General features: G+C 65.9%; 14 protein-coding genes. 11 read left to right on the top strand and 3 right to left on the bottom strand.

The window, feature by feature from the left end; all coding sequences use genetic code 11:
* The first annotated feature begins 4 nt into the window (after positions 1-4).
* The 8 genes from KUV65_RS03605 (at position 5) to KUV65_RS03570 (ending at position 9,181) form a co-directional block, all read left to right on the top strand.
* Positions 5-1,153 (top strand): carbohydrate ABC transporter permease, encoded by a 1,149-nt coding sequence (locus tag KUV65_RS03605; protein ID WP_222187618.1) that lies wholly within the window; start codon positions 5-7, stop codon positions 1,151-1,153.
* Between the two features lie 23 nt (positions 1,154-1,176).
* A complete protein-coding gene (locus KUV65_RS03600; protein WP_222187616.1) occupies positions 1,177-2,850 on the top strand; it encodes an alpha-glucosidase family protein in 1,674 nt (557 codons plus the stop codon).
* Between the two features lie 71 nt (positions 2,851-2,921).
* Positions 2,922-4,055 carry an ABC transporter ATP-binding protein gene (locus KUV65_RS03595; protein ID WP_222187615.1) on the top strand — a complete coding sequence of 378 codons (1,134 nt, stop codon included), beginning with the start codon at positions 2,922-2,924 and terminating at the stop codon, positions 4,053-4,055.
* Between the two features lie 32 nt (positions 4,056-4,087).
* Positions 4,088-4,963, top strand: coding sequence for a YiiX/YebB-like N1pC/P60 family cysteine hydrolase (locus KUV65_RS03590; protein ID WP_222187613.1), 876 nt, complete (start codon positions 4,088-4,090; stop codon positions 4,961-4,963).
* A gap of 60 nt (positions 4,964-5,023) precedes the next feature.
* Positions 5,024-5,785, top strand: coding sequence for an SDR family oxidoreductase (locus tag KUV65_RS03585; protein ID WP_222187604.1), 762 nt, complete (start codon positions 5,024-5,026; stop codon positions 5,783-5,785).
* A gap of 80 nt (positions 5,786-5,865) precedes the next feature.
* Complete coding sequence (gene edd / locus KUV65_RS03580; protein WP_222187603.1) at positions 5,866-7,671, top strand: phosphogluconate dehydratase; 1,806 nt, start codon at positions 5,866-5,868, stop codon at positions 7,669-7,671.
* 51 nt (positions 7,672-7,722) lie between these two features.
* Positions 7,723-8,361: a bifunctional 4-hydroxy-2-oxoglutarate aldolase/2-dehydro-3-deoxy-phosphogluconate aldolase gene (gene eda, locus KUV65_RS03575; RefSeq protein WP_222187602.1), complete on the top strand. Its 639-nt coding sequence runs from the start codon at positions 7,723-7,725 to the stop codon at positions 8,359-8,361.
* Between the two features lie 214 nt (positions 8,362-8,575).
* Positions 8,576-9,181: an outer membrane protein gene (locus KUV65_RS03570; protein WP_222187601.1), complete on the top strand. Its 606-nt coding sequence runs from the start codon at positions 8,576-8,578 to the stop codon at positions 9,179-9,181.
* Positions 9,182-9,332: 151 nt separating this feature from the next.
* On the opposite strand, the gene KUV65_RS03565 is transcribed toward KUV65_RS03570, so the two are convergent.
* Entirely contained in the window at positions 9,333-10,514 is a 1,182-nt protein-coding gene (locus tag KUV65_RS03565) for a pyridoxal phosphate-dependent aminotransferase (RefSeq protein ID WP_222187600.1), read from the bottom strand.
* Between the two features lie 67 nt (positions 10,515-10,581).
* Positions 10,582-10,902 carry an MmcQ/YjbR family DNA-binding protein gene (locus KUV65_RS03560; protein WP_222187599.1) on the bottom strand — a complete coding sequence of 107 codons (321 nt, stop codon included), beginning with the start codon at positions 10,900-10,902 and terminating at the stop codon, positions 10,582-10,584.
* Positions 10,903-11,115: 213 nt separating this feature from the next.
* Here KUV65_RS03560 and cysS point away from each other — a divergent pair, with 213 nt between their 5' ends.
* The 3 genes from cysS (at position 11,116) to KUV65_RS03545 (ending at position 14,979) form a co-directional block, all read left to right on the top strand.
* Positions 11,116-12,501 (top strand): cysteine--tRNA ligase, encoded by a 1,386-nt coding sequence (gene cysS, locus KUV65_RS03555; protein ID WP_261331581.1) that lies wholly within the window; start codon positions 11,116-11,118, stop codon positions 12,499-12,501.
* Positions 12,502-12,586: 85 nt separating this feature from the next.
* Positions 12,587-14,203 carry a citramalate synthase gene (gene cimA, locus KUV65_RS03550; protein WP_222187598.1) on the top strand — a complete coding sequence of 539 codons (1,617 nt, stop codon included), beginning with the start codon at positions 12,587-12,589 and terminating at the stop codon, positions 14,201-14,203.
* Entirely contained in the window at positions 14,200-14,979 is a 780-nt protein-coding gene (locus KUV65_RS03545) for a squalene/phytoene synthase family protein (protein WP_222187597.1), read from the top strand. Before cimA ends, KUV65_RS03545 begins: the two co-directional genes overlap by 4 nt.
* Before the next feature lie 7 nt (positions 14,980-14,986).
* On the opposite strand, the gene KUV65_RS03540 is transcribed toward KUV65_RS03545, so the two are convergent.
* The gene (locus tag KUV65_RS03540) at positions 14,987-16,228 is read right to left on the bottom strand and encodes an MFS transporter (RefSeq protein WP_222187596.1); all 1,242 of its coding nucleotides are present in this window, start codon (positions 16,226-16,228) and stop codon (positions 14,987-14,989) included.
* Positions 16,229-16,261: the final 33 nt, after the last annotated feature.

The raw sequence follows: 16,261 nt of genomic DNA, 5'->3' as shown, positions 1-16,261 counted from the left end.
AGACATGGACAATATCGCTGGCAAGAAACCCGCGCTCGTCTGGGCCACCAACCTTTCGGTCCTGCTGCTGGTGCTGCTGTGGCTGATCCCGACCGTGGGCCTGTTCGTGTCGTCCTTCCGCGACCGCGACCAGATCTCGGCCTCGGGATGGTGGGTGGCGCCCTTCTCGGTGGAGTTGACCTACCGCACCCGCTCCGATGCCGAGCCGCGCCAGGAGGGCGATCTGTGGATATACGAAGGCAACATCTTCGAAACGGCGGAGGTGCGCGAGAGCTTCGAAAGCGGCGAAAGCAGCATCGCGGCCTTCGGTCTGCGCGGGCGCGAGCCGGGCGCGTTCGAGGCCGGCCAGGAGGTCGAGAACCGCGATGGTGGCACGATCACGGTGAATGCCGACGGTTCCTACGTCTACACCGCGACCGAACCGGATGACCGCGGCCCGCGCGTCTATTTCGTGGCCGACACGCCGCCCGATTTCACGCTCGACAATTACCGAACGGTGCTGACCGCCGACAACATGGACCGCGCCTTCATCAACACGCTGACGGTGACGATCCCGGCGACGATCATCCCGATCCTGATCGCGGCCTTTGCCGCTTACGCGCTGGCCTGGATGGAGTTTCCGGGCCGGGCGCTGTTGATCGCTGCGGTGGTGGGGCTGTTGGTGGTTCCCCTGCAACTGGCGCTGGTGCCGCTGTTGAACCTGCACAACACGATCGGCATCGGGCAGAGCTTTCTCGGGATCTGGCTGGCGCATACCGGGTTCGGCCTGCCGCTCGCCGTTTACCTGCTGAGGAACTACATGGCCGGCCTGCCGCGCGACATCATCGAAAGTGCCAAGGTGGACGGCGCGACGGATTTCCAGATTTTCGTGCGGATCATCCTGCCGCTCAGCTTTCCGGCGCTTGCGTCTTTCGCCATTTTCCAGTTCCTGTGGACGTGGAATGACCTGTTGGTGGCCAAGGTGTTTTTGCCTTCGGCCGGGGAGGCTCAGGTCATGACTGTTAAAATCGCCGATGATCTGTTGGGCAGTCGAGGGGGGGACTGGGGCATTCTTGCCACGGCTGCCTTCGTGTCCATCGCGGTGCCGCTCCTGGTGTTTTTCACCATGCAGCGTTACCTCGTGCGCGGCCTGCTCGCAGGGTCGGTGAAGTAAGAGAATAAAGGACGACCGGGCTCATGAACCTGATGCAGGACCTCCCGCAAGAGCAGATCGTCGCCACCGACAAGGACTGGTGGCGCGGTGCCGTGATCTATCAAATCTATCCCCGCAGCTTCCAGGACTCGAACCATGACGGGATCGGGGACCTCGCGGGGATCATTCACCGGCTTCAACACGTGGCCGAACTGGGCGTCGATGCGATCTGGATCAGCCCGTTCTTCCGCTCGCCCATGCTCGATTTCGGCTATGATGTTAGCGACTACCGCGATGTCGACCCGATGTTCGGCACGCTTGGCGATTTCGACGCGCTGGTGACCCGCGCCCATGAATTGGGCCTGAAGGTGCTGATCGACCTCGTGCTGTCGCACAGCTCAAACCAGCACCCGTGGTTCCACGAAAGCCAGTCCAGCCGCGACAATCCGAAGGCCGACTGGTATGTCTGGGCCGATGCCAAGCCCGATGGCAGCCCGCCCAACAACTGGCTGTCGATCTTCGGCGGTTCTGCCTGGGAATGGTCGGGCGACCGGATGCAGTACTACCTGCATAATTTCCTGAAAGAGCAGCCTGACCTGAATCTGCACAACCCGCAGGTGCAGGAGGAATTGCTGAGCATCGTGCGCTTCTGGCTGGATCGCGGGGTGGATGGCTTCCGCCTCGACACGATCAATTTCTACTTCCACGACCAGAAATTGCGCGACAATCCCGCGCTCGACCCGGCGCGGCGCAACGCCACCATCGCGCCCGAGGTGAACCCCTATAACTGGCAGGAGCACCTTTACGACAAGAACCAGCCCGAAAACCTCGACTTCCTGCGCCGCTTCCGCGCGTTGCTCGATGAATACCCGGCCGCGACCAGCGTGGGGGAAGTGGGCGACGCGCAATACGGCATGCAGATCCAGGCGGAATATACCGGCGGCGGCGACAAGGTGCACATGGCCTACTCGTTCGACTTTCTGGCCGCGATCCCGCCGACGGCCGAGCGCGTGGGCGAGGTCATCACCGAGTACGAGAAGACGATCGGGGATGGCTGGGCGTGCTGGGCGTTCTCGAACCATGACGTGGTGCGCCACGCCAGCCGCTGGAACCTCGGCGAAGAGGCGCGTCGCCTGTACGCAGCACTTCTGCTCAGCCTGCGCGGGTCGGTCTGCCTCTACCAGGGCGAGGAACTGGGCCTGACCGAGGCCTATGTCTCTTACGAGGATTTGCAGGATCCGTATGGCATCCGCTTCTGGCCCAAGTTCAAGGGGCGCGATGGATGCCGCACCCCGATCCCGTGGATTTCGGACAACCAGAATGGCGGGTTTTCGGATGCAAAGCCGTGGTTGCCGGTCGCGGTCGAGCACCTTCAACGCTCGGTCAGCGACCAGCAGTCCAAGACGGACAGCACGCTGGCTTTCTACCAGGCGATGGTCGCGTTCCGGCACGGCTACCCGGCGCTGGCCAAGGGCAGCATGGAGTTGATCCGCGCCGCGGACGGGGTCGTGGCCTTCATCCGCGAATATGACGGGCAGCGCCTGTTCTGCGCCTTCAACCTCACCAATGCGGGCCAGCCGGTCGCCTTGCCCGAGGGCAGCTGGCGGCAGGATCTGGGCGCGCCGTTCACCGCCGTGATGCGCGAGGAGGAGGTGACCTTGCCGCCCTACCAGGCGTTTTTCGGCGTGAAGGATGACGAGGCTGGGATCGAGGCCTGACGATTTGGCCGCGCGTCGCCCGGGGGAGCGGGCCGGCGCGCGCATGACAGTTCCGGAGGGAGACGGGGAGAATGGCAGACCTAAAGCTCAAGGATGTCGAAAAGACCTATGGCGGCACCGTTCAGGTGCTGCGTGATATCGACCTCGAGATCGAGACGGGCGAGTTGATCGTTTTCGTTGGCCCCTCGGGCTGCGGGAAATCCACGCTTCTGCGCATGATCGCGGGGTTGGAAAAGATCACCGGCGGGACGCTGGAGATCGACGGCATGGTGGTCAACGACGTGCCTCCCTCCGAGCGCGGCATCGCCATGGTGTTCCAATCCTACGCGCTTTATCCGCACATGACGGTCTACGACAACATGGCCTTCGCCCTGAAGATCGCGGGCAAATCCAAGTCCGAGATCGACGCGGCCGTGCGCGCCGCCGCCGACAAGCTGCAACTGACCAATTTCCTCGATCGCCTGCCCAAGGCGCTGTCGGGCGGTCAGCGCCAGCGGGTCGCTATCGGGCGCTCGATCGTGCGCGACCCCAAGGTTTACCTGTTCGACGAGCCGCTGTCGAACCTCGACGCGGCGCTGCGCGTCGCAACGCGGATCGAGATCGCGCAACTGAAGGAACAGATGCCCGACTCGACGATGATCTACGTCACCCATGACCAGGTCGAGGCGATGACGCTGGCCAGCCGCATCGTCGTGCTGGCAGGCGGCGGGATCGCGCAGGTGGGCAGCCCGCTGGATCTGTACGAGAAACCCAATTCCACCTTCGTTGCGCAATTCATCGGCAGCCCGGCAATGAACCTTCTGGGCGGGCGGATCGTGGGGACGGGGGATCAGACCACCCTGCAACTGGACGAGGGCGCGGGCACGATCATCTCGCATTACCCCTCGCGTCCCGAGGACGAGGGCGCCGAGGTCAAGGTCGGCATCCGCCCCGAGGACATGATCGCGACCGATGGTCCGGAATTCGCCTATTCCGGCAAGGTCGACATCACCGAGGCGCTTGGCGAGGTCACGCTGCTTTATTTCGAGAAGTCCGCGCCCGATCATGACCCGGTGATCGCCAAGCTGACGGGCATCCACAAGGACAAGCGCGGGCAAGAGGTGCACCTGACCGCCAAACCGGAAAAGGTGCATGTCTTCAAGGATGGTATCTCGCTCCTGCATCGCGACGAAGACGTCTTCCTGCCGGGCGTTCAGCCGCACTAGGCGGGTTGGCCGTTCCCATGTTATGCGGCGCCATGCGCACGCTTCTTCTCGCCCTGCGAAGCCTGATCGGTGCGGTCGTGGTCGCTGGCCTGACGGCCTGCGGTGCGCCGCCTATTCCCGATCTGCCCGCACGCGGCCCCGAGCCGGTGGCGGCCCTGGTCGAGGGATGTTGCCGGGCGGACGAGACCTATCCCGACTGGGTGATCCGGATCGCGGATGCCAATGTCGAAACGCTCCGCGATTTCGGGCAGATCCAGTTGCGACCGGGCCGGATGACGCGCCAGGTCGAGGCGACGGGGATTATCCTCGAGGCGTTGCAGCCCTTGGACGTGATCTTCGTGCATTCCGAAAACCGCATGTCGGGGCACCTGATCCCGGGGCAATTCACCCATGGCGCCATCCATATCGGCACCGAGGCGCAATTGCGCGCGGCGGGTCTGTGGCACATGCCGGAGCTTGCGCCGTATCACGATCAGATCCGTGAGGGTCGCATCTTTCTCGAAGCGGTCGATGGCGGCGTGCGGCTTGCCCCGCCCGAGATCGTGCTGGACACCGACGCGGTCGTGCTGCTGCGGCCCGAGGGTCAGAACCGCGCCGCGATCCTGCGCCGGGGCCTGGCCCGCATGGGCGTGCCCTTCGATATGCGCTTCGACTCGGCAGACCCGTCGCAACTGTTCTGCGCCGAGTTGATCTCGCTGATGTACCCGGCGGCCGACCTGCCGCGCAGCACCGCCTATGGGCGCGAAACCATCCTGATCGACGCGATCGTTGCCAACGCCCTGACCGGGGATATTCCCTTTGGCCTGGTCGGCTATGTCGAGGCAACGCCGGGTGGCGGGTCGCGGGCCCTGTCGGCGCGCGATCTTGCGTGGCGTATCCGGCAGGCCTGGGCGGGCGTGGGAAATTGACGCCGCCGCCCCGACGCTGTTAATTGAACAAGTGTTCATTAATCGGCGGAGGAGCGCGACATGGAACTCTCAACGGTCAAGGCCATCGTGACAGGCGGGGCGCGCGGCTTGGGCGGTGCAACGGTGCGGCATCTGGCCGAACAGGGCGCCAAGGTGGCGATTTTCGATATCGGGGGCGATGCGGGGGCTGCACTGGCCGAGGAGATGCCGGGCGTCTCTTTTCACGAGGTCGACGTGACTTCGGAAGAGGCCGTGACCAAGGGGATTGCCGCCGCGAAAGAGGCCATGGGCGGTCTCAATGCCGTTGTGAACTGCGCGGGCATCGTGACCGGGGCCAAGACCGTCGGAAAATCCGGCCCGTTCGACCTCTCGGCGTTCCAGCGGACCATCGACATCAACCTTGTCGGCTCCTTCAACGTCGCGCGGCTGGCTGCCGCCGAGATGGCCGGGAACGCGCCGAACGAAGACGGCGAACGCGGTGTGATCGTCAACACGGCCTCCATCGCGGCCTTCGAGGGGCAGAAAGGGCAGGCGGCCTATACCGCCTCGAAGGCCGGGATCGCCGGTATGACCCTGCCCATCGCGCGCGACCTTGCCAGCCTTGGCATCCGCTGCAACGCCATTGCGCCGGGCCTGTTCCTGACGCCGATGCTCGAAAGCCTGGGCGAGGAGATGATGGCCGAACTGGCGCGCGACGTGGTCTTTCCCAAGCGCCTTGGCAAGCCCGAGGAATTCGCGCGGCTTGCCGCCTTCCTGATCGCGTCGCCCTATTTGAATGGCGAGACCATCCGCATTGACGGGGGGCTTCGCCTGCCGGCCTGAACGCGCCCCGCGATTCGGGGGTGGAATTGTTAGCGCTAACGGATTATCTCTCCCGGTGACACCGACTGGAGGGAAGCGTCATGCCACTCGACGACCGGATCGCAGCCGTCACCGAGCGTATCATCGACCGCTCGCGCGGGCCGCGCGGCACCTATCTCGACCGGATGCGCAAACTGGCCGAGGACGGGCCGCGCCGTGCGCACCTGACGTGCGGCAACCAGGCCCACGCCTATGCCGCGATGGGCGGCGACAAGGACGCGCTGGTCGAAGGCCGCGCGCCGAATATCGGGATCGTCACCGCCTATAACGACATGCTCTCGGCGCATCAGCCGTTCGAGACTTTTCCCGCCCGGATCAAGGAGGCCGCGCGCCGCGCCGGTGCCACGGCGCAGGTCGCGGGCGGTGTGCCCGCCATGTGCGACGGCGTCACGCAAGGGCAGGTGGGGATGGAGTTGAGCCTGTTCTCGCGCGACGTGATCGCGCTGGCAACCGGCGTGGCATTGTCCCACAACACCTTCGACTCGGTCCTCTACCTCGGGGTTTGTGACAAGATCGTGCCGGGGCTGATCATCGCGGCGGCGACCTTCGGCTATCTTCCGGGCATCTTCGTGCCCGCCGGTCCCATGACCAGCGGCCTGCCGAATGACGAGAAATCCCGCATCCGCCAGCAATTCGCCACCGGAGAGGTGGGGCGCGACAAGCTGATGGAGGCCGAGATGGCCTCGTATCACGGGCCGGGCACCTGCACCTTCTACGGCACGGCGAACTCGAACCAGATGCTGATGGAGTTCATGGGTCTGCACCTGCCCGGGGCCAGCTTCGTGAACCCGAACACCGATCTGCGCGACAAGCTGACCGAGGCCGCCGCCGAGCGGGCCGCCTCGATCACCGGGCTGGGCAATGCCTATACGCCGGTTTGCGATATCCTAGATGAAAAGGCCTTCGTGAACGGGATCGTGGGGCTGATGGCCACGGGCGGGTCGACGAACCTCGTCCTGCACCTTGTCGCCATGGCGCGGGCGGCGGGCGTGATCCTCGATCCGGCCGATTTCTCGGACATCTCCTCGGCCACGCCGCTGATGGCGCGGGTCTATCCCAATGGCCTGGCCGACGTGAACCATTTCCACGCGGCGGGCGGGTTGCAATACATGATCGCCGAACTGCTGGAGGCGGGCCTTCTGCATGACGACACGCTGACCGTCGCGGGGAAGGGTCTGGGCCTTTATACGCAAGAGCCGAAGCTGAAGGACGGCGCCTTGTTCTGGGAGGATGGCGCGCGCGAAAGCCTGAACGACAAGATCCTGCGTCCCGCACGCGACCCGTTCCAGGCGACGGGTGGGTTGGTCGAACTCTCGGGCAATCTCGGGCGCGGGGTGATGAAGGCCTCCGCCGTTGCGCCTGAGCGTCACGTGATCGAGGCGCCTGCGGCCATCTTCCATGACCAGGAGGATGTGAAGGCCGCCTTCCGCGCCGGGGAATTGAACCGCGATGTGGTCGTTGTCGTCCGTTTCCAGGGGCCGAAATCGAACGGCATGCCAGAGCTTCACGCGCTGACGCCGGTGCTGGCCGTGTTGCAGGACAGGGGCCACAAGGTGGCACTGGTCACGGACGGGCGCATGTCGGGGGCCTCGGGCAAGGTGCCCGCCGCGATCCATGTCGCGCCCGAAGCGCTGGATGGCGGGATGATCGGCAAGCTGGCCGATGGCGACCTGATCCGGGTCGATGCGACCAAGGGCACGCTCGAAGTGCTGACCGAGGGCGTTGCAGATCGCCCCTCGGCCCAGCCCGACCTGTCGGCCAATGCCCATGGCGTCGGTCGCGAGTTGTTCGAGGTGTTCCGCAAAACCGCTGGCCCCGCAACCGAAGGCGCGGGCGTCGTGGTATGAGCCACCCATAGCCCGCCTTGCCAACCCGATGACCGCATCAGGAGATACGAGATGACCCCCGCCGACCAGTCCCGCATCGCGCGCGACATTGCCCATCTTGCCCCGATCATCCCGGTCCTGGTGATCGAGGACGCAAGCCATGCCCGCCCCCTGGCGGAGGCCCTCGTGGCGGGCGGTCTGCCCGCGCTGGAGGTGACCTTGCGCACGCCCGCCGCGCTCGATGCGATCCGCGCGATGGCGGATGTGCCGGGCGGCGTGGTCGGCGCGGGCACCTTGCTGACGCCCGAGGACGTGCGCAACGCCAAGGCGGCGGGGGCGAAATTCGGCGTCTCGCCCGGTGCGACCGACCGACTGATCGAGGCGTGCATCGCCGAGGACCTGCCGCTGTTGCCCGGTGCTGCGACGGCAAGCGAGGTCATGGCGCTGTTCGAGCGCGGCTATGACATGCTCAAGTTTTTCCCGGCGGAAGCGGCGGGCGGTGCGCCCGCGCTCAAGTCCATCGGCGGCCCGATCCCGCAAGTCGCCTTCTGTCCGACCGGTGGTGTTTCCATCGCCAATGCGGGCGACTACCTGTCCCTGCCCAACGTCCTGTGCGCCGGCGGGTCCTGGGTGGCGCCCAAGGATGCCGTGGCGCAGGGCGACTGGGACCGCATCACGCGGCTGGCGCAAGAGGCCGCCGCGCTGGCCTGAACCGGGTTTTGTTCCCTGCCCAAGCGGAAAAATCTTACTGACCTTGCGTCATGTAGCGGGATGACGCCGGGGAAATTTTGCCTATTCAGCAAAGACTTGCCGAACACGCAGCCGTGATTGGCATCTTCTGATGCCATGCCCATATCGCGTGATGCATCCTGCGCCGCCACCCCGGCAGCGCACGGACCGTTCGAGCAAATGAAAGGACGAAACAATGAAATTCGCACTTCCCGCAGGCATCGCCGCGCTGAGCCTCGTCGCCCTCCCGGCGCTGGCGGGTGGCATGGCCGAACCCGCCCCGGAACCCGCCTATGTGCCAACTCCGGCCCCTGCGCAGGTCAGCGCCGATTGGACTGGCTTCTACGCCGGTGGTCAGCTGGAATACGGCATGGCCGACGCCGAGGGCGCCGGCCTCGACGAGGAAGAGAACGGCATGCTTGGCGGTGTCTTCGCGGGCTACCGTTATGACTTCGGCAGCTACGTTCTCGGCGCCGAGCTAGACGTGAACGCCGCCGATATCGACATCGACAATGTCGGTACGCTCGAGTCCGTCTATCGCCTCGGTGTCGAGGCTGGCTACGATGCAGGCCCTGCGCTGATCTACGCGACCGCCGGTGCGGCCTATGCCTCCATCGACGCGCTCGGCGGCGGCACGTTCGAGGATGACGGCTACTACTACGGCGTCGGCATGGACTACGCCGTCACCGACACCGTCACCGTCGGTGCCGAGCTGCTGCGCCACGAGTTCGAAGATTTCGACGGGACGGGCATCGATGCCGGTGCCACGACCTTCGGCATCAACGCGGCCCTGCGCTTCTGATCTCACGCAAGCCGTTTTGAAGCAGGTCCGCCCTCGCATAGCGGGGGCGGGCCTTTTTTTGTGAGGGCTCAGTCCCAGGTCCAAGGCCTCTGCGGCTACGACCTCCTTCGGGGCTTTGCAGATCGTCCCACCGGCTACAGCCGGCATGCGATCACGCCGCGCAGGCCCGCGCCGTTGCGAATTGAAACAGCCGGTCCAGCGCCTCGGCAAAGCGGTCATCGGGCAGGGTCAGGGCCACGCGCACATGGCCCGCCGCCGCGTTTCCGAAGCTTTCGCCGGGCATCACGGCGACAAGGCATTCATCCAGCAGCGCCTCCGCGAAGGCCGCGCCGCTCAGGCCCGTGCGGCGCACGTCCAGCATGACATACATCGCCCCGCTTGGTGGCACGGCGGAGAGCACCTGCTGCCGGTCCAATCGATCCAGCACCATCTGGCGCCGCCGCAGGAAGGGCGCGGCGACGGCGGCCTCTGCCTCGGGCCCGCGCGTCAGGGCGAACAGGCCCGCCTCCTGGATGTATCCGGGCACGCCATAGGTGGTGTGGGTCGCCAGCGTGATCAGCCGCTCGATCACCTCGGCCGGGGCGGCAATCCAGCCAAGGCGCGAGCCGGTCATGGCGTGGCTCTTCGACAGCGATCCGACGGTCAGCGTGCGGTCCGCCATCCCGGGCAGGGCGGCGAAGGGAACATGGCGCCCCTCCCAGACCTGGCTGTCATAGACCTCATCCGAGATCACCCAGAGGTCGTGGGCCTCGGCCATCCGTGCGATCCCGCGCATAGTCTCCATCGCATAGACCGCGCCCGTGGGATTGTTCGGCGAGTTGATGAGCAGGCTTTTCGCGCCGGGCGCGGCGGCGGCGAGGGCGGCTTCCTCGGGTTGGAACCCGGCTTCGGGGAGGGTGGCGACCGGCACCGGGATCGCCCCGACGGCACGGATCGTTCCGGGATAGGTGGCGTAGTAGGGATCGATCAATAAAGCCCGGTCGCCGGGATCGCAGGCCGCGTGATGCGCCGCGAAAAGGCCCGCCTGACCGCCCGGTGTGATCAGGATGTTCTCGATGTCATAAGGATGGCCGGTGGCGGCACTCATCCGCTCGGCCACGGCACGGCGCAGGGACGGGATCCCCGGCACCATGGCATAGCCGGTATGGCCCGCCGTCGCGGCGCGGTGCATTTCATCGAGGATCGCCTGATCGGTGCCGATGTCATGTTCACCGATGGTGAGTTCCAGAACCGGCTGGCCCGCGGCCTTCATCGCGCGGGCGCGGTAGAACAGCGACCAGCCATCGTCACCTGAGCCGGTCAGCCCGGAAATCTGTAGGGACGGACGGGGCATGGCGATCTCCGCATACAAGGACAGGCGCGCGGACCTAGCCACGGAGACAGGACGGGGGCAACCCCGCTCAGGCGCGGTTGCCGTCGAAAAGGACCAGTCGGTAACTGAGTTCCAGATGCGCGCGCAATTCGTCGGGATGAGTCTCCCACGGCAAAAGGACCCAGCCGCCTTCGTCTTCCAGGAAATGCGGCGCGGCGCGTCCTTGCTCGACCATGCGCGTCGTGGCCTTGGCGTCCATCATCCGCAGGGACAGGCCATGCCCGCCGATCGAATAGGCCGCGAACATGTGGCCTTCGACCTTCCAGACAACGGTGCCCGGGCCAAAGGGTTCGGTCCGCTCCGCGCCAGGCAGGCGCTGACAATGGTTGTCGACGAAACGTTCGCGCATGAAGGGAAAATAACGGGGATCGAAACGGATTTACACCCATTCCTTGCGGATTTCGAAAAACCCGGTATGCATGCCGATCATGAACCTGACCGCCGCAATTCGCGAGATCTGTATTCCCCGCTGACGTCGTCGGCGGGTCGGTCACATCATGGTTCCAATGCCATCTTGAACCTGCTACGCCCGCCGGCGCATGACGCTGATGCTTTCGCGCGCATGACAAGAAAGGCCCCAGACATGGTCGAGATCCGGCTGCGAAATTCCAGGACCCGCAAGGTCGAGACATTCACCCCGATCGACCCCGAGAACGTGCGGATCTATGTCTGCGGCCCGACCGTTTACGAGCGCGCGCATCTGGGCAACGCGCGCCCCGCCGTGGTCTTCGACGTGCTGTTTCGTCTGATGCGCCATGTCTACGGCCCGGATCACGTCACCTATGTGCGCAACTTCACCGACGTGGATGACAAGATCAACGCGCGCGCCGCAGAGACCGGGCGCCCGATCTCCGAGATCACCGAGGAAACCATCGGCTGGTACCTGTCGGACATGGGCGCACTTGGTGTGTTGGAGCCGACAAAGATGCCGCGCGCGACCCAGTACATCGCCCAGATGATCGAGATGATCGAGGGCCTGATCGACAGCGGCCACGCTTACGCCGCCGATGGGCATGTCCTCTTCTCGGTGGCGAGTTACCCGGATTACGGCAAACTCTCGGGCCGGTCGGTCGAGGACATGATCGCCGGTGCCCGGGTCGAGGTTGCCCCGTACAAGCGCGACCCGATGGATTTCGTGCTGTGGAAACCCTCCACCGACGATCTGCCCGGCTGGGACAGCCCCTGGGGTCGTGGACGACCCGGCTGGCATATCGAATGCTCGGCCATGAGCTACGAACTCTTGGGGGAAAGCTTCGACATCCATGGCGGCGGCAACGACCTGATGTTCCCGCACCACGAGAACGAGATCGCGCAAAGCTGCTGCGCCCATCCCGAGGGCGGTTTCGCCAATGTCTGGATGCATAACGAGATGCTGCAGGTCGAAGGGAAGAAGATGTCCAAGTCCCTGGGCAATTTCTTCACCGTCCACGAATTGCTGGAACAGGGCGTGCCGGGCGAGGTGATCCGCTTCGTGTTCCTGTCGACGCATTACTCCAAGCCGATGGACTGGACGGCGAAGAAGGCGGAGGAGGCGGAGAAGACCCTTCGCAAGTGGCACGGTCTTGTCGACGGCGCAGAGGGCGGAGAGGTGCACCCCGAGGTGCTGGCCGCACTGGCCGATGATCTCAACACGGCTGGCGCCATCACGGTCCTGCACCGACTTGCCGGCGAGGGGGATGCCGCAACGCTCAAGGCCTCTGCCGGTCTGCTGGGCCTTTTGGGCGATGAGCAGGGCCAATGGGTTGGTGGCGGTGTCGACCTGTCCAATCACGCCACACGCTTGGCATCTGCCCGCACCACCGCGATGGAAACCAAGGATTTCTCCGAAGTGGACCGTCTCAAGGCGGCGCTGATCGCTGCGGGGGTCGAGGTGCGCATGTCCAAGGACGGGGTCGAGCTGGTCCCCGGACCGGGCTTCGACGCGGCCAAGCTGGAGGGCGTGCTGTGAGCGGAAGGACATGCCGTAGGGCGGGACGTGTCCCGCTGCGCCGGGGGATCGCGGGACACGTCCCGCCCTGCGGAGGGTCGCGCTGATGGATCGCCTCTACCTCTATGACACGACGCTGCGCGATGGGCAGCAGACCCAGGGCGTTCAGTTCTCCACCCCCGAGAAACAGCGCATTGCCGAGGCGCTCGACGCACTCGGGATCGACTATATCGAGGGCGGATGGCCCGGGGCCAACCCCACCGACAGCGCCTTTTTCGAGGCCGCGCCGAAAACCCGCGCCACGCTCACCGCTTTCGGCATGACCAAGCGCGCCGGGCGCTCGGCCGAGAATGACGAGGTGCTGGCGGCGGTGATAAACGCGGGTACGGGCTCGGTCTGCCTTGTGGGCAAGACGCATGATTTCCACGTCACCGAGGCGCTTGGGATCACGCTGGACGAAAACCTCGAAAATATCCGCGCCTCGGTCGCTCATCTGGTGGCCCAAGGGCGCGAGGCGCTGTTCGATGCCGAGCATTTCTTCGACGGCTACAAGGCGAACCCCGGTTACGCGCTGTCCTGTTGCCGCGCCGCGCTGGAGGCGGGCGCGCGCTGGATCGTGCTGTGCGACACCAATGGCGGCACGCTGCCGGGCGAGATCGGGCGCATCGTAGCCGAGGTGATCGATGCGGGCATTCCGGGCGATCGGCTGGGCATCCACACCCATAACGACACGGAAACCGCCGTGGCGGGCAGCCTTGCAGCGGTCGAGGCCGGGGCACGGCAGATCCAGGGCACGCTGAACGGTCTGGGTGAGCGCTGCGGCAACGCCAACCTGACGACGCTGATCCCGACGCTGCTGCTGAAAGAGCCGTGGGCCAGCCGGTTCGAAACCGGGATCACGCAAGATGCGCTGAAGGATCTGACCCGCCTCAGCCGCATGCTCGACGACATCCTGAACCGGGTGCCGACACGGCAGGCGCCCTATGTCGGGTCGTCGGCCTTTGCGCATAAGGCGGGGCTGCATGCGAGCGCCATCGTCAAGAACCCCTCGACCTACGAGCATATCGACCCCGCGCTGGTCGGGAACGCGCGCATCATCCCGATGTCGAACCAGGCCGGCCAGTCGAACCTGCGCCGCCGCCTGTCCGAAGCCGGGATCGAGGTGGACAAGGGCCACCCCGCGCTGGCCAAGATCCTGACCGAGATCAAGGCGCGCGAGGACCAGGGCTATTCCTACGACACCGCGCAGGCGAGTTTCGAGCTGCTGGCGCGCCGCGCGCTCGGGATCATGCCGCGCTTCTTCGAGGTGAAGCGCTACCGCGTGACGGTTGAACGCCGGAAGAACAAGTATGACCAGATGGTCAGCCTGTCCGAGGCGGTGGTCGTGGTGAAGATCAGCGATCAGAAGATGCTGTCAGTCTCGGAATCCATGGATGAAAGCGGCAGCGACCGTGGCCCGGTGAACGCGCTGGCCAAGGCGCTCGGCAAGGACCTTGGGCCGTATCAAGGCTATATCGACGATATCCGGCTGGTTGACTTCAAGGTGCGCATCACCCAGGGCGGGACCGAGGCCGTCACCCGCGTCGTCATCGACAGCGAGGACGGGACCGGGCGGCGCTGGTCCACCGTGGGCGTCAGCGCCAATATCGTCGACGCCTCTTTCGAGGCGCTGCTGGATGCAATCCTGTGGAAGCTCGTGCGCGACGGGGCGCCGGCCTCATGAGGCCGGACGGGGTTGCGGCCTGTGCCGCACTGGTGGAACGGGGCGACCCCGACCGGTTCCGCGCCGCCATGGCCGCGCCTGTTCCGGCGCGCGCGATCCTGTTCCCGCTCTATGCGTTCAACATTGAGGTCAGCCGCGCCCCCTGGGTGACGGAAGAGACGATGATCGCCGAGATGCGCCTGCAATTCTGGCGCGACGTGGCCGAGGAGATCGGGCAGGGCGCAGCACCGCGCGCGCATGAGGTCGCCGCCCCGTTGTCAGAGGCCGTGCGCCCCGAGGATGCGCCGCTGCTCGACCGTCTGGTCGCGGCGCGCCGCTGGGACATCTACCGCGACGCCTTCGAGGATGCGGCGCATTTCGAGGACTATCTCGACGCGACCGGCGCAAACCTCGCCTGGGTGGCCGCCCGCGCCCTCGGGGCCGGTCCCAGGGCGGAACAGGCCGTGCGCGACCATGCCTGGGCCGCCGCGCTGGCGAATTTCCTGCGCGCTGTGCCGGAACTGGAACGGCGGGGCCGGGTGCCGCTGGTCGATGGGCGGCCCGAGGCGGTGCGGGACCTGGCGCAGCGTGGGGTGGAGCGGCTGGCCGCAGCCCGCGCGCGGCGGCGTGAGGTGCCCAAGGCGGCTGCGCCCGCGCTTTATGCCGGGTGGCAGGCCGATTCGATCCTGCGGCAGGCGGTGGCCGAGCCGACCCGCGTGGCGGAGGGCCGTTTGGGCATGGGCGAGGCGGCCTCGCGCTTTCGGCTGGCCCGCGTCGCCTTGACCGGGCGCTGGTAGCGACCGCTTACGCGTAGAGGTCCTTGGGACGCATCGCGAGCCAGATCAGCGCCCCACCCGCCAGCGCGAGGAAGGGGACCATGGCGATATTGACCGCCGTCCAGCCGGCTTGCGTGTCCGCGCCCGAACTCATCAAGAAGCCCGAGGCCAGCGAGGCGATGGTGACGCAGCCGAAGACGAGGAAATCGTTCATGCCCTGCACGCGCCCGCGCTCATGCGGCTCATGCGCCTGGGTCAGCATGGCCGTCGCGCCGATGAAGCCGAAATTCCACCCCACGCCGAGCAGCACCAGCGCGCCGAAGAACTGGTAAAGCTCCACCCCCGTCAGGGCGACGCCCCCGGCAAGCGCCAGCAGGAACAACCCCAGCGCGACGATCCGCATCGCGCCGAACCGCGCGATCAGGTGGCCGGTCACGAAGGACGGGGCGAACATGGCCACGACATGGGCCGAGACGACATCCGCCGCCGATCCGGTCGTGAAGCCGCAGCCCACCACGGCTAGCGGCGTCGAGGTCATCATCAGGTTCATCAGCGCGTAGGAGACCATGCCGCAGATGATCGCGACGGAAATGCGCGGATCCTTCAAAAGCTCCGCATGGGTGCGGCCGCGATTGGCCTTGGCTGCGGCGCGCGTGTGTGCTGTGGGTTTGGGCAGGTCGAGAAACAGGAACAGCGCCATCCCGACGAGGTTGATCAAGACGACGAAGGCATAGGTGCCCACGAAGGGGATCACCGTCGCGTCGGTGGTGAACTTGACCATCTGCGGCCCGATCAGGGCCGAGATCAGGCCGCCTGCCATGACGTAGGAAATTGCCTTGGGGCGGAACTTCTCCGACGCGGTGTCGGCCGCGGCGAAGCGGTAGAACCCCTGCGCCGACATGTAGATGCCGGTGATATAGGCACCGACCAGGAACAGCGCGAAACTGTCGGTCCACAGCCCCCAGGCCGAGACGGCGGCCCCGGTTGCACCGCCCGCGGCCCCGATGAAAAAGCCCGCGCGCCGCCCGAAATGCTGCATCAGCGGCGAGAGCCAGAGCGCGGTGGTCATCGAGCCAAAGACGATCAGCGAGATCGGGATCGTGGCCAAGGCCGGGTTGGGCGCGATCATCAGCCCCGCAAGTCCGCCCACGGTGAAAATCATGGGCATCTGGCTGCCGAGGATGGCTTGTGCCATGACGAGGACGGCGACGTTACGCTTTGCGCGGCGGTCGCCTTCGATCTCTTCCGGGGTCAGGGTGGCGTCGGTCATGGGGCGACGGGTATAGGATGGCGCGGGAACGGT

The sequence above is a fragment of the Maritalea mobilis genome (genome assembly GCF_019800885.1).
In the GTDB taxonomy this organism is placed as follows: Bacteria; Pseudomonadota; Alphaproteobacteria; order Rhodobacterales; family Rhodobacteraceae; genus Roseibacterium; species Roseibacterium beibuensis.
Note: the sequence above shows the minus strand (reverse complement) of the source record. Positions and strands in the feature narration are given on the sequence as shown.